At 69.1% G+C, this 14,494-nt stretch carries 10 protein-coding genes; 5 read left to right on the forward strand and 5 right to left on the reverse strand.

All coding sequences use genetic code 11. The features are described from left to right. Positions 1–114 precede the first annotated feature (114 nt). Together CCK91_RS06250 and CCK91_RS06255 are read right to left on the reverse strand one after the other, a co-directional pair. Positions 115–1,422 carry an MFS transporter gene (locus tag CCK91_RS06250; RefSeq protein ID WP_086473334.1) on the reverse strand — a complete coding sequence of 436 codons (1,308 nt, stop codon included), beginning with the start codon at positions 1,420–1,422 and terminating at the stop codon, positions 115–117. Positions 1,423–1,431: 9 nt separating this feature from the next. Next, entirely contained in the window at positions 1,432–2,355 is a 924-nt protein-coding gene (locus CCK91_RS06255; RefSeq protein WP_086473335.1) for a proteasome assembly chaperone family protein, read from the reverse strand. Positions 2,356–2,475: 120 nt separating this feature from the next. Between CCK91_RS06255 and CCK91_RS06260 the strand changes: the two genes are divergently transcribed. The 3 genes from CCK91_RS06260 to CCK91_RS06270 all read left to right on the forward strand — a co-directional run bounded on the left by CCK91_RS06260 (position 2,476) and on the right by CCK91_RS06270 (position 6,948). Continuing rightward, a complete protein-coding gene (locus tag CCK91_RS06260; RefSeq protein ID WP_086473336.1) occupies positions 2,476–3,978 on the forward strand; it encodes a leucyl aminopeptidase in 1,503 nt (500 codons plus the stop codon). Positions 3,979–4,073: 95 nt separating this feature from the next. Further along, positions 4,074–5,447: a dihydrolipoyl dehydrogenase gene (gene lpdA / locus CCK91_RS06265; RefSeq protein WP_064293772.1), complete on the forward strand. Its 1,374-nt coding sequence runs from the start codon at positions 4,074–4,076 to the stop codon at positions 5,445–5,447. Between the two features lie 61 nt (positions 5,448–5,508). Then, positions 5,509–6,948, forward strand: coding sequence for a 2-oxo acid dehydrogenase subunit E2 (locus CCK91_RS06270; RefSeq protein WP_086473337.1), 1,440 nt, complete (start codon positions 5,509–5,511; stop codon positions 6,946–6,948). Between the two features lie 28 nt (positions 6,949–6,976). On the opposite strand, the gene CCK91_RS06275 is transcribed toward CCK91_RS06270, so the two are convergent. Further along, a complete protein-coding gene (locus CCK91_RS06275; protein ID WP_165766993.1) occupies positions 6,977–8,494 on the reverse strand; it encodes a hypothetical protein in 1,518 nt (505 codons plus the stop codon). A gap of 131 nt (positions 8,495–8,625) precedes the next feature. Here CCK91_RS06275 and CCK91_RS06280 point away from each other — a divergent pair, with 131 nt between their 5' ends. Continuing rightward, a complete protein-coding gene (locus CCK91_RS06280) occupies positions 8,626–9,330 on the forward strand; it encodes a DUF4191 domain-containing protein (RefSeq protein WP_071260054.1) in 705 nt (234 codons plus the stop codon). 88 nt (positions 9,331–9,418) lie between these two features. Here the strand turns inward: CCK91_RS06280 and CCK91_RS06285 are convergent, their stop codons facing one another. Continuing rightward, on the reverse strand, positions 9,419–9,850 hold the full coding sequence (locus CCK91_RS06285) for an RDD family protein (RefSeq protein ID WP_086473339.1): 432 nt from the start codon (positions 9,848–9,850) through the stop codon (positions 9,419–9,421). A 139-nt stretch (positions 9,851–9,989) separates the two neighbouring features. Between CCK91_RS06285 and glnA the strand changes: the two genes are divergently transcribed. Next, entirely contained in the window at positions 9,990–11,414 is a 1,425-nt protein-coding gene (gene glnA, locus CCK91_RS06290; protein ID WP_056005986.1) for a type I glutamate--ammonia ligase, read from the forward strand. Between the two features lie 75 nt (positions 11,415–11,489). Here the strand turns inward: glnA and CCK91_RS06295 are convergent, their stop codons facing one another. Then, complete coding sequence (locus tag CCK91_RS06295; RefSeq protein ID WP_086473340.1) at positions 11,490–14,483, reverse strand: bifunctional [glutamine synthetase] adenylyltransferase/[glutamine synthetase]-adenylyl-L-tyrosine phosphorylase; 2,994 nt, start codon at positions 14,481–14,483, stop codon at positions 11,490–11,492. Positions 14,484–14,494: the final 11 nt, after the last annotated feature.

Consider the following 14,494-nt stretch of genomic DNA (forward strand, 5'->3'; position numbering starts at 1 on the left):
GGCCGCCGACATTCCGAGAGGTGAACGGGTCCGTGTTCCATTATAGCGCGCGGCGGAAGACCTCAGAGCCACAGGCCGTTTGTCAAGGGTGGGATCGGTGGACGAAGCGAACGCTCAGCGACGGCGACCGAGCCTGGCACGGACAGCGATCCACAGCGGACCGACGGCGATGCCCTCGTCCTCGGCGAAGCGTCTCCGCGTGCGGGACCGGGCGACGAGCAGCATCGCGACCCCGAATCCGACCACCAGGTACTGCACGGAGAAGGCGATCCGGAAGCTGTCCATGGAGTAGTCGGCACGGGATCCCCCGCTGACCGCGTCGATGATGAGACCGATGAGGAACATCATGACGAAGCTGGCGAGGAACCCTCCGACGTTCACGATGCCGTTCGCTCCGCCGAGCGCGCGGATGGGGTTGAAGGTGCGGGCGAAGTCGAACCCGATGAGTGAACCGGGGCCGCCGACTCCGACCACGACGAACAGGACGATCACGAGCCACATCGGTGGGACGCCCGGCCAGAGGAGGAGTGCGGCCCAGGCGACGCCCATGACCGTGACGATCCCGAGCACGAGGTTGCTCCGCCGGTAGGGGAACCGGGCGGTGAGCACCCCGAGGATGGGTCCGGCGATCATGCCGGAGACCACGATGACGATGAGCAACGATGCGGCGAGGGGCTGCGGGTAGCCGAGGGCGTAGACCATGAACGGGAAGCCCCAGAGGAGCGTGAGGACCGTACCGGAGGACTGGGTGACGAAGTGCGACCAGAACCCGAGACGCGTCCCTGGCCGACGCAGACTGATGACGACCTCGCGGACGACGTGGCCCCACGTCTCGGGGCGCGGCGCCTCGTCGGAACCGGACGGCCGGTCGCGGACGACGATCACCACCCCGACGAGCGCCAGGAGGACGAGTCCGGCCGCACTGAGGAACGCCGGCGACCAGCCGAAGGCGTGCAGGACGAAGGAGAACGGCACCGCCGAGAGGATCTGTCCGATCTGCCCGATGTTGCCGACCCATTGCGAGACGATCGGCACCCGACGGGTCGGGAACCAGGAGTTCACGAGCCGCAACACGGAAGTGAACACCGCGGCGTCGCCGAGGCCGACCAGCATCCGCCCGACGATCGCGCCGCCGAGTTCGGTCGTGAGACCCAGCCAGACCTGGCCCGCCATGACGACCGTCAGCCCAGCGAGGATCAGGACGCGAGGTCCGAGGCGGTCGATGAGCACCCCGACCGGGACCTGCATCGCGGCGTACACGATCAGCTGTGCGACGGCGAGGGTCGACAGCGCTGCGGCGTCGATCTGGAACCGCTCGGTGGCGTCCACCGCCGCCACGCCGAGCGTGGACCGCTGCATGACGGTGATGAGGTAGGCGAACACCCCGACGCCGAACACCCACCAGACGCGTCGAGATCCCACCGATCCAGCTTAGGTGGTCGAGCGGTCCTCGTCGCCGTGGCGCCGGCTGGCGAGGAACTTCTCGAGCTCCGCGGCGATCTCGTCGGCCGTCGGGAGCGCCCCGTCGATGTCGGTGAGCGGCGATTTCGGCGAGTTGTCGGCCATGTAGGCGTCGTACCGCTCCTCGAGCGTCGTGACCAGCTGGCCCAGCTCGTGGTTGGTCCCGACCTGCTCATCGATCTTGACGAGGAAGTCGCGGCTGTCCTCGCGGAGGCGGTCCGTAGGGAAGATGAGCCCGGTCGCCGCGCTGAGGCTCTCGATCGCCGTGATCGCCGCGGCCGGGAACTCCGTGTCGGCGAGGTAGTGCGGAACGAGGAGCACGAACGCCGCGATGCTGTCGCCGCGCTCGTAGAGGCGGTACTCGAGGAGGTGGAGGACGTTGGACGGCACCTGGGTGCGGGGGCGCCAGACCGAGAGCGACTCGATGAGGTCGAACCGGTTGCCGCTGACGGTGACGCCGATCGGCCTGGTGTGCGGGACCGGCATCGGGATGGCGTGCACCCACGTGGTGTCGCTGACCCGGAAGCGATCGACGAGCTCGAGCACGGCCGCGACGAAGCGGTCCCAGAGGAAGTCGGGCTCGAAACCGGTGAGCAGCAGGAATGGCGACCCGAGCTCGTCGTGGGCGAGCGACAGGGTCAGCCGAGGTGGCCGGTACTCCGTCAGGTGGTCCTGGTCGAACGAGATGATCGGCCGGCGGGCCCGGTAGTCGAGCAGGACGTCGACGTCGAACTCGGCGATGACCGTCGTGTCGAGGACGTCGTCGAGGTAGGCGTTCAACTGCCCGACCGCGCCGCCGGCGTCGGAGAACCCGGTGAGCCCCGCGACGAGGTGGAGGCCGGCGGGGATGTCGATCTCCGGGTGCACCTCGTAGAGGTCGTCAGGCGTAGGCATGGTTCAACTCTAAACGGGGGTGTCGCAGCGCCCTTCCCCTCCGAGCGTCGGCGGTACCGCCGAGAGCGAACACCGGCGGCCCCGCCTCGGTCCGGAACGGCACGTGCCTACGATGGAGGCATGACGATCCCTGTGCTCTCCGTGTTGTCCGCTGCCGTCGAGGGAGTCGAGGCCGAGCTGCTCGTCCTCGCGGTGAGGAAGGGCGACGACGGACCTGAGCTCCTGGCGCCCGATGTCTACGCGCCGCTCGCGGACGAGCTGCGCGCCTCCGGTGTCACGGGATCCGAAGACCAGGTGCGACGCCTCCCGGACCGGTTCGGCGCGGCCTCCGGTCTCGTGCTGGTCGGCCTCGGTCCGGATGCGGACGACGCGGCCTTCCGACGAGCCGCGGGTGCAGTGACCAGGACGATCGACGGCCAGGCCTCGATCACGTTCGCGTTGACGGAGGAGACGGCCGCCGCCGCCGAAGCCGTCCTCGAGGGGGCGGCCATCGGTGCCTACCGCTACACCGCGTCGCGCGGGGTCGGATCCGCGCCGGCGCCGACACCGCTCGAGCAGATCACCGTCGTCGTCCCGTCGACCGTCGACGCACCGGATGCCGGGCTCGCGGAACACGCCACCGCGGTCGCCGAGGCCATCGCGCTCGTGAAGGACCTGGTCAACACGCCGCCGAACGAGCTCTACCCGGCGACCTTCGCCGACGCGGCCCGAGCAGCGGTCGACGGCCTCGACGTCGAGGTCGAGGAATGGGACGAGACCCGCTTGGCCGAGGACGGCTTCGGCGGCATCCTCGGCGTCGGGCAGGGTTCCTCGCGGCCTCCGCGACTCGTCAAGCTGAGCTACCACCCGGAGGCCGCCAGGAGCCACCTGGCCCTCGTCGGGAAGGGCATCACCTTCGACAGTGGCGGCCTCTCCCTGAAGCCGCCGGTCTCGATGGTCGGCATGAAATACGACATGACCGGCGCGGCGACCGTGCTCGCCGTCCTGGCCGCGGCCGCGCGTCTCGGGGTGCCCACCAGGCTGACCGCATGGCTCTGCCTCGCCGAGAACCTCCCGTCGGGCACGGCGATCCGGCCGAACGACGTCCTCACCATCCGGGGCGGACGCACGGTCGAGGTCACCAACACCGACGCCGAGGGCCGGCTGGTCCTCGCCGACGGACTCGTCGCTGCAGGCGAGGAGGGCCCGGACGCCATCATCGACGTGGCGACCCTCACGGGAGCCGCCGTGGTCGCGCTCGGCAACCGCTACACGGGCGTCATGGGCGACGCGTCCTTCGTCACCGACCTCATCGCGACCGGTTCCGGTGCGGACGAACTGTTCTGGCCGATGCCGTTCCCCGCGGAGCTGCGCAAGGTCCTCGACTCCGACGTCGCCGACCTCGCCAACGCCAAGCCCGGGACCACCGCGGGCGGCATGCTCGTCGCAGGCACGTTCCTCCAGGAGTTCATCGCCGAGCGTACCGACGAGGACGGCGGCACCACCCGCATCCCGTGGGCACACCTGGACATCGCCGGGAGTGCGATGAACGGCGACGCCCCCTACGGCTTCACCACCAAGGGCCCGACCGGCGTCGCGGTCCGCACCCTCCTCGCAATGGCCGAGGAGATTAGCCACCCGTAGTAAGGTCGGTGGGGGCGGTTCGACCCGCCTCGACGCCGCCGAACACACCACGACGGTTTCCGATCGACCACGAAGCACACACAAGGAGCAACGGAGTGTCCGAGCAGAATTTTGACCTGGTAGTCCTGGGAGGCGGAAGCGGCGGATACGCTGCGGCGTTGCGCGCTTCGCAGCTCGGCCTCACCGTCGGCATGATCGAGAAGGACAAGGTCGGCGGCACCTGCCTCCACCGCGGTTGCATCCCGACGAAGGCGCTGCTGCACTCCGCCGAGGTCGCGGACGCATCGCGCGAGTCGGAGAAGTACGGCGTCAAGTCCACCTTCGAAGGCATCGACATCGAGGGCGTCACGAAGTACCGCGAGGGCATCGTCGCGAAGAAGTACAAGGGACTCCAGGGCCTCGTGAAGGCCCGCGGCATCACCACCATCGAGGGTGAGGGCCGTCTGGTCTCCCCGACGAGCGTGCAGGTCGGCGACGACCTCATCACCGGCAAGAACGTGATCCTCGCGACGGGCTCCTACAGCCGCTCGCTCCCCGGTCTCGAGATCGGTGGCCGCGTCATCACGAGCGAGCAGGCGCTGCAGCTCGACTTCGTGCCGAAGAAGGTCGCCGTTCTCGGCGGCGGTGTGATCGGCGTCGAGTTCGCGAGCGTCTGGAAGTCGTTCGGGACCGAGGTCACGATCATCGAGGCGCTCCCCCACCTCGTCCCCAACGAGGACGAGTCGATCAGCAAGGCCCTCGAGCGCGCGTTCCGCAAGCGCGGCATCGAGTACTCGCTCGGCGTGCGGTTCCAGGGTGTCACCCAGGACGACTCGGGCGTGCACATCACGCTCGAGGACGGCAAGACGATCGACGCCGAGCTGCTGCTCGTCGCCGTCGGCCGTGGCCCGTCGACCGCCGGACTCGGCTTCGAGGAGGTCGGTGTCACCATCGACCGCGGCTTCGTCATCACCAACGACCGTCTCGAGACGAACATCCCCGGCCTCTACGCCGTCGGCGACATCGTCCCCGGCCTGCAGCTCGCGCACCGCGGCTTCCAGCAGGGCATCTTCGTGGCCGAGGAGATCGCCGGTCTCAAGCCGGTCATCATCGAGGACGTCAACATCCCGAAGGTCACCTACAGCGACCCCGAGATCGCGTCCGTCGGTCTCAGCGAGGCCAAGGCGGCCGAGCAGTACGGCGCCGACAACATCACGAGCTACGACTTCAACCTCGCCGGCAACGGCAAGAGCGAGATCATCGGCACGAGCGGCAACGTCAAGGTCATCCGCGTCAACGACGGCCCCGTCATCGGTGTGCACATGATCGGCGCCCGCGTCGGTGAGCTCATCGCCGAGGGCCAGCTCGCGGTCAACTGGGAGGCCTACCCCGAGGACATCGCGCCGCTGATCCACGCGCACCCCACGCAGAACGAGGCGCTCGGCGAAGCATTCCTCGCGCTCGCAGGCAAGCCCCTGCACGCGCTGTGACGCATTCCGAACACCCCAATAAGCTAGTGAACACACAACAGGTTTCAAAGGAGACAAGGTCATGAGCGAATCCGTCAGCCTCCCGGCACTCGGCGAGAGTGTCACCGAGGGTACGGTCACCCGCTGGCTGAAGAATGTCGGCGACACCGTGGAGGTCGACGAGCCGCTGCTCGAAGTGTCGACCGACAAGGTCGACACCGAGATCCCTTCGCCCGTCGCGGGTGTCATCGAAGCGATCCTCGTCCAGGAGGACGAGACCGTCGAGGTCGGCACCGCTCTCGTGACCATCGGTGATGGTTCGGGTGCGGCTGCTGCCGAGGAGCCCACGCCCGCCGCGGAACCGGCTGCTGCCGAGCCCGCTCCTGCTGAGCCCGCTCCCGCGGCCGAGCCCGAGCCGGCACCTGCTGCCGCGCCGGCTCCCGCTGCTGAGCCTGCACCTGCTGCTGCTGCTCCGGCTCCGGCGCCCGCCGCTGCACCTGCTGCTGCTCCGGCTCCCGCTGCTGCTCCGGCTCCCGCCGCTGCTCCGGCTCCCGCTGCTGCGCCTACTGCTCCGGCTCCCGCTGCTGCTGCTCCGGCCGCCGCTTCGACGCCTGCCGCCGGCGGGGTCGTCAACTCCGGTTACGTCACTCCGCTGGTCCGTCGTCTCGCCAACCAGCACGGCGTCGACCTCAGCACGGTCACCGGCACCGGTGTCGGCGGACGTATCCGCAAGGAAGACGTCCTGCAGGCTCAGAGCGCCGGTGGCACCACGGAGTCGCCCGCTGCTCCGACCGTCGAGGTCTCCGAGCTGCGTGGCACGAGCAAGGCCATGTCGCGTCTGCGCAAGGTCGTCGCCGAGCGTGCCGTCGCTTCGATGCAGGGCACCGCCCAGCTGACGAGCGTCGTCGAGGTCGACGTCACGAAGGTCGCGGCACTCCGCACGGCCGTCAAGGACGAGTTCCTCGCCAAGACCGGCAACAAGCTGTCGTTCCTGCCGTTCTTCGCCCTTGCTGCCAGCGAGGCGCTCCAGACCTACCCGATCATCAACGCCACCGTCGACGGCGACCAGATCGTGTACCCGGAGACGGAGAACCTCGCGATCGCCGTGGACACCGAGCGTGGCCTGCTGACGCCGGTCATCCGCAACTCGGGCTCCAAGTCGATCGCCGAGCTCGGCGCCGAGATCGCCGATCTCGCGCAGCGCACTCGCGACAACAAGCTGCAGCCGGACGAGCTGTCGGGCGGCACGTTCACGCTGACCAACACCGGTTCGCGCGGCGCCCTGTTCGACACCCCGATCGTGTTCCTGCCGCAGTCGGCGATCCTCGGTACGGGTATCGTCACGAAGAAGCCGGTCGTCGTCACGGTCGACGGTGCAGACGCCATCGCGATCCGTTCGACGGTCTACCTCGCGCTGAGCTACGACCACCGCATCATCGACGGCGCGGACGCTGCACGCTTCCTCGTCCAGGTGAAGAACCGCCTCGAAGCAGGCGACTTCCGCGGCTCGCTCGGGATCTGATCCCGAACCGACCGCGACGTCCACCGCCTCATCCGGCGGTGAACACCTCCCGCAGACGCCAGCCCGTCTCGCCCCTCACCACGAGGAGCGTGACGGGCTGTCGTCGTCCTGCGGCGGCCTCGTCCGTCTCGGTCGGCTCGGCCGTGCCGCGGAGGACCGCCGCGTCGCCCTGACGGTCGACGAGCTCCAGACTCGTCGCATCGATCGATCCGATCCCGACACCGAGGTGCTCGTCGTCGTCGAACGGGGACCCTCGTTCGACGGAGTCCCAGACGCACCCCTCCTCCCCCGTCGTGCGGCACTGATCCCGTCGGCGGACGAGCTCGCGGGCCGCGGCCGCCGGATCGTCACCGGTGACCACGTCGACCGCGTCGGATTCATCCGCCGGTGACGTCGGCGTCTCCACCGGCGGCGCAGTACCCGTGACCGGTTCGGGCGCCGGGCCGACCGAACCGGCCGGCGTCGGCGCGATCGCGGTGCTCGGGTCTTCGGACGGCAGGAACACCATCGCAGCCGACACCAGTGCCGCTGCCGCGCCCGCCGCTCCGATCACGAGTCGACGACGTCTCGGGCTGGAGTCGACGGAAGGCGACGAGTGGGCGGCGGCCGCGACCCGAGTGCCTCGACCGGGTCGCCAGGCCAGACGACGTCGCAGCGACGTTGCGGGATGTCGTGTCCGACGCCTCGCCTCGACCGCCGCCCGTCGGGTCGGTGGGGGCGGAGTGGTCCGCTGTGCGCGATCGGCGGAAGCACGGATGGCATCGGCAGGTGATGTGGACGGCGGGTCGGCGCGGTCGAGCAGGACCGGGAGCGGTCGTGCCAGGGCGTGGATCCGCTGTTGCAGTCGGTTGGCGATCTCGTGGTCGGCGAGCTCAGGCACGACATCGGCCCAGGCCGCGGTCGAGGGGACCTCATCGGGGTCGGTCGCCTGCAGGACACCGTCCATGAGCCCCGCGAACGCCGTCCAATCGGCAGCGAACGCCGGAGCGGTACGACCGAGCCCGCCATCGATGGTCTGGTGGTCCACGGGAGTTGCGCCCGACCAGCCGGTGAGGACCGGTCGGCCATCGTCGGCGAAGCGCACGGCCGATGCGGTGATCGACCCGTGGCTGACGCCCGAGAGGTGCGCCGCGCGGATGGCGTCGACCAGTGGTGCCAGGATCGTGACCGCTTCACCGGGAGCGATCGAATCCCGGCGGCGCAGCAGCTCTCCCAACGTGCCGCCGGCGAGCCGCTCGATCAGCAGGCACGGGAGGCCGTTCGGGTCCTCGGCGACGTCGACGAGTCTCACGATGTGCGGGTGGTCGAGTCGGGACAGGACGGCCGCGCGACGCCAGAGGTCGCGTTCGGCGGCGTCCGCCCTCGCTCGGAGCAGCACGGCGTCGCCCACCGGGGCGGCCTGGTCGGTACGCCGGCCGTGCGCGGGTCCGGCGTGGGCGAGCACCGTCGAGTAGGCCGTCCACTGCCGGCCCTCACCCAGGCGCCGGACGAGACGACGGCCGGCCACTCGGGTTGCGTTCGTGGACGGGTCTGGCAGTGTTTCCATAGCTCGATCCTCCGACGCGGAGCCCCGTCCGACGGCGTCCACGCACGCGGCTGTGGACAAGGTCCCCGCGCCGCCGGCCTGTGGAGGAGAACGCAGCATCAGGACCCTCCGTCACCGGCTATCCTGGGAGCATGGCTCAGAAGGACGCGCCCCCGGCGGCGCAGAAGGAACCAGGGCGGATCAAGCAGCTCTGGCAGGTGTTCCAGCTCACCCGTCGCCACGACAAGGCGGCGCAGTGGTTGATGCTCGGCGGCTTCATCCTGCCGGTGCTCATCGGTGTCGCGGTCGCGCTGCTGTTCTCGGCGGGCAACATCTTCGCGCTCGTCATGTGGATCATCGCGGGAGTGCTCGCCGGTATCCTCGCGGCCCTGTTCATCCTCACCCGGCGCGCGGACAAGGTCGTCTACACGCAGATCGAGGGTCGGCCGGGCGCGGTGGGCCAGGTGCTCCGCGCTGCTCCGCGCTCGTGGCAGACCAGCGAGATGCCCGTCGCCGTGAACCCGAAGACCCAGGACGCGATCTACCGCGCCGTGGGCCGTGGTGGCGTCGCACTGATCGCCGAAGGACCCCGATCGCGGACCTCACGCCTGCTCGAGGACGAGAAGCGTAAGGTCACCCGTATCCTCCCGAACGTGCCGATCACGGTCTTCCACGTCGGCCCCGACGCCGACTCCGTGCAGCTCCGTCAGCTCTCCGGCGCCCTCCGGAAGGTCAAGAAGTCCTTGACCAACCCCGAGGTGCTCGCGGTCAGCAACCGTCTGTCCTCGTTCGGTACGCAGCTCCCCATCCCGAAGGGCGTCGACCCGATGCGGGTCCGCCCGCAGCGCGCGCGCTGACCCACCGACCCCGCTCGGAACACCTCGCGGTACGGAAACGACGGCCGCCCTCCTGACGGAGGGCGGCCGTTCGCGTTTCCGGCTGCGTTCAGCGCACCCGCAGGAGCACCGTGCCGGCGACCTTGTCGTGGAAGCCGCGCTGGTCCGAATCCCAGACGAGCGCCGGGACGAGCACGCAGAGGAGCACGGTACGCACGGCCGGCCGCCAGAGTCCGACCCAACCGCCGGTCAGCGGCATGAGTCGCATGCCGCACAGGCGATGACCGAGACTGCCGCCGATGGTCGGGATGAACACGAACTGCATGATGGCGAAGATCACGAGCGTCGCGGTGGCGTCGTAGGCGAAGAACGCGACGGAGAGGACGACCGCCATGGCCCAGTCGATGACGAGCGCGGTGATGCGCCGACCGACCCGCGCGACCGATCGGACGCCGCTCTCCGGGAGTCCGAGGCGTTCACCGGGGAAGGCGCTGGGAGGAAGCTCTCCGAAGGTCCGTGGATTCTGCGGGGTGTGGGGCACTGTGCCATTCTATTCGGGCGGGGATTCTCGTAACATCCACGAAACATGGGTGTCATGGCGGGGTAACCCCCTCCCCGTAGTCTCACAGATGGCTGCGCTGTGCAGCCTCCCTGTACCAACCCCATTTGGAGCCATTCACATGTTCAGTGATTCTTCCGAAGTGCTCAAGTTCATCAAGGACACCGATGTCAAGTTCCTCGACATCCGCTTCACGGACCTTCCCGGCGTGCAGCAGCACTTCAACATCCCGGCCAGCACCGTCGACGAGGAGTTCTTCACCGTCGGCCAGCTCTTCGATGGTTCGTCCATCCGTGGCTTCGCCAACATCCACGAGTCGGACATGCAGCTCATCCCGGATGTCTCCACCGCTTACATCGACGCCTTCCGTGCCGAGCGCACGCTCATCATGGTGTTCGACATCTACAACCCCCGCAACGGCGAGATCTACTCCAAGGACCCGCGTCAGGTCGCCAAGAAGGCTGAGAAGTACCTCGCCTCGACCGGCATCGCCGACACCGCGTTCTTCGCCCCCGAGGCCGAGTTCTACATCTTCGACGACGTCCGGTACGAGGTGAACCAGCACTCGAGCTTCTACTCGGTGGACTCCGAAGAGGGAGCCTGGAACACCGGCCGCGCCGAAGAGGGCGGCAACCTCGGCAACAAGACGCCGTACAAGGGTGGCTACTTCCCCGTCAGCCCCGTCGACAAGCAGGCCGACCTCCGCGACGACATCAGCCTCAAGCTGATCGACGCCGGCCTCATCCTCGAGCGCGCGCACCACGAGGTGGGCACCGGCGGCCAGGCCGAGATCAACTACCGCTTCGACACCATGGTCGCCGCGGCGGACGACATCCTCAAGTTCAAGTACATCGTGAAGAACACGGCCGAGCTGTGGGGCAAGACCGCGACCTTCATGCCGAAGCCGCTCTTCGGCGACAACGGCTCGGGCATGCACACGCACCAGTCGCTGTGGAGCGACGGCAAGCCGCTCTTCTACGACGAGAACGGCTACGGCGGTCTCTCCGACCTCGCCCGCTGGTACATCGGTGGTCTGCTGAAGCACGCCCCCGCCGTCCTGGCGTTCACGAACCCGACGGTGAACTCGTACCACCGTCTGGTCCCCGGCTTCGAGGCTCCCGTCAACCTGGTCTACTCGGCCGGTAACCGCTCGGCGTCGATCCGTATCCCGATCACGGGCACGAACCCGAAGGCCAAGCGCATCGAGTTCCGCGCGCCCGACGCCTCCGGCAACCCGTACCTCGCGTTCGCCGCTCAGCTGATGGCCGGCCTCGACGGCATCAAGAACCGCATCGAGCCGCACGAGCCCGTCGACAAGGACCTCTACGAGCTTCCCCCCGAGGAGGCCAAGAACATCCCGCAGGTGCCCGCATCGCTCGGTGCTGCGCTCGAGGCACTCGAGGCGGACCACGAGTTCCTCCTCGCCGGCAACGTCTTCACGCCGGAGCTCATCGAGACCTGGATCCAGTACAAGCGCGAGAACGAGATCAAGCCGCTGGCCCAGCGTCCGCACCCGTTCGAGTTCGAGCTGTACTACGGCGTCTGACGACACCTGCTGCACCGCGAACCGCCCGTCATCCTCTCGGATGGCGGGCGGTTCCGTGTGGTCGAGGCGATCGGCTCAGATGCCGTAGAAGCCGTGCTCGAAGACCGTCCGGGCACGCCGGGTGGCCGCGAGGTAGTCCTGTTCCAGGAGACTCGCCGACCCGGTCGGGTACTCCAGGAGTCGCGCCACGCCTTCGAGCTGTTGTCGGTCGCTCGGCAGCACGTCCTGCGTCTTGTTCAACCACAGCGTCATGGCCGAGCGGATCCGCGACGCGAGGATCCAGGCCTCTCGGAGTCGTTCGGCGGACTCCCCGTCGACGAGATCCGCCTCCACCGCCGCGTCGAGCGCTCGGAGCGTCGAGGTGGTCCGCAACGACGGCACCGCCGCTCCGTGCTCGAGCTGGAGGAGCTGCACGAACCACTCGACGTCGCTGAGCGAGCCGCGCCCGAGCTTCAGATGTCTCGTCGGGTCGGCACCCTGCGGCAGCCGCTCGTTCTCGACGCGTGCCTTGATCCGCTTGACCTCGCGGACGGACTGCTCGCTGATCGCGGCTGGGTAGCGGACCGTGTCCGCCACCTCCGTGAACGCCTCGATGAGCTCGGTGTCGCCCACGACCCCGGCGGCGCGGAGCAGCGCCTGCGCCTCCCAGGTGAGGGACCAGCGCGCGTAGTAGTTCCGGTAGGAATCGAGGGAGCGCACGAGCGGACCGTTCTTCCCCTCGGGACGGAGGTCGAGGTCGAGGTCGAGCGGGAGCCGGGCGTCCTCGCTCAGACGCTTGAGTTCTGCGGCGATCGCTCCGGCCTGGCGCTGTGCATCCTGGGTGTCGACCCCGTCCTTCGGCCGGAACACGTAGAGGACGTCGAGGTCGGAACCGAGGCCGAGCTCTGCGCCGCCGTAGCGGCCCATGGCGATGATGGCGAACTCGATGTCCGCTCCCAGGCCGCCGATGCGTCTGACGGCGCCGAGGAGCCCTGCGAGCGTCGCCGTCGACACGTCCGTCAGCCCGGCGGCGAGGCCCTGGACGTCAAGCATGCCGACGGTCGACGACATCGCCAGGCGGAGTACTTCGCGTCGCCGTACCGCGCGGATGGCGGCGGCTGCGGTGTCCGGTGAGTCGTGTCGTCTGAGGATGGCGGCGATCTCCTCGCCGAGCGCGGCGGACGAGCGTGGGAGGAGGTCCTCGTCGCCCGCGAGCCAAGCGGCGGACTCGGGGATGCGGTCCATGAGCTCGCCGATGAACCGGGACCCCGAGAGGACCCGCGTGAGCCGCTCGGCCGCACCTGAGGAGTCGCGAAGCATCCGCAGGAACCAGTGCGACTCGCCGAGGGACTCGCTGAGCCGCCGGAACGCGAGCAATCCGTAGTCGGGATCGGCGCCGTCCGCGAACCAGCCGAGCATGACGGGGAGCAGATGCCGCTGGATGTTGGCGCGCCGAGACACGCCGGCGGTGAGTGCCCCGATGTGGGCGAGCGCGCCGCGCGGGTCGACGAAGCCGATCGCCGCGAGCCGCGCCTCCGCCTGACCGCTCGTCAGACTCAGACCGCTCTCGGGCAAGGCTGCGACCGCCGAGAGCAGCGGCCGGTAGAACAATCGCTCGTGCAGCTGCCGGACACCGTGCTTCGTGGCCTCCCATCGCGTGACGAGGGCCTGTGCGGTCGTCGCGAGCGTGCTCGATCGGGCCAGGGATCGGAGCGACGGCTCGTCGCGCGGCATCATGTGCGTGCGCTGCAGTCGCGTCAGCTGCAAGCGGTGTTCGAGCACGCGGAGCAGGCGGTAGTCGTGCGCGAACTCCTGCGCCTCGGCACGACCGATGTAGCCGGCGGTCGCGAGGCCGTCGAGGGCTGCGAGAGTTCCGCGTTGATGCACGGAATCGTCGAGCTGTCCGTGGACGAGCTGCAGCAGTTGCACCGTGAACTCGATGTCGCGGAGCCCGCCCGGGCCGAGCTTCAGCTGGTAGTGGACGTCCTCCGCCGGGATGTGTTCGGTGACCCGTTCGCGCATGCGCTGCACCGATTCCACGAAGCCCTCGCGGGACGCACTCCCCCACACCTTCGGCTGGACCGCCTCGATGTAACGGGCACCGAGGTCGGGATCGCCGGCGAGGGCCCGTGCCTTGAGGAGTGCCTGGAACTCCCAGCTCTTCGCCCAGCGGTCGTAGTACACGAGATGCGACTCGAGCGTGCGGACGAGGGCGCCTGCCTTCCCCTCCGGGCGGAGGTTCGGATCGACCTCCCACAGGCTCGGCTCGAGACCAGCCTGTCCGAGACCGCGCATGGTGAGGACCGCGAGCCGGGTGGCGATCTCGACGGCACGCCCGTTGTCGAGCCCGTCCTCGCCGTCCCCCGAACCCTCACCGACGAAGATGACGTCGACGTCGGAGACGTAGTTCAGCTCCCGTGCGCCCGCCTTGCCCATGCCGATGATGGCGAAGCGGGTGGCTGCGACCTCTTCGCGCGGGTACACGCCGGGACCCCTCGGGCCGCTCGTCTGCGTGCGTGCGACGGCGATGGAGGCCTCCAACGCACCGGCAGCGAGGTCGGAGAGGGCACTGGCGACCCGGTCGAGCACGACGATCGGATCCGGGGCGCAGAGGTCGAAGAGGGCGACCTCGGCGAGCAGTCGCCGGTACACGACGCGGATCGCGTCCCAGGCCGGCTCCTCGACGATCGCGGCGAAGCCGTCCTCGGCACCGACGCTCGCGAGCAATTCGTCGCGCGCCTCCTGCAGCGTCGGGACGCGGGTGACCGGCAACTCGAACACCGACAGCTGGTCGGGGTGGCGGAGGAAGAAGTCGATGAACCCCTGCGAGGCGCCGAACAATCGGAACAGTCGCTCGGCCGAGGCCTGGTCCGCCAGGAGCGCTGAGAGCTCGTCGGGTGACTTCCGACCGACCATCAGCACACCGACCAGCGCGGCGTCGGGGTCGGCCGCGACGGCGAAGGACGGCGAGAGCGACGCCGGGTCGAGCTGGACGAGCTCGGCGAGCTCGTCCAGCCGGTCACGGGCCTCACCCAGACCGGTGAACCCGAGTCGGGCGAGCGTGCTCAGGGAGATGTTCTCGCGGACCATGCGACCGACCG

It is taken from the genome of Plantibacter elymi (nom. nud.) (assembly GCF_900177795.1).
Taxonomy (GTDB): Bacteria; Actinomycetota; Actinomycetes; order Actinomycetales; family Microbacteriaceae; genus Plantibacter; species Plantibacter elymi.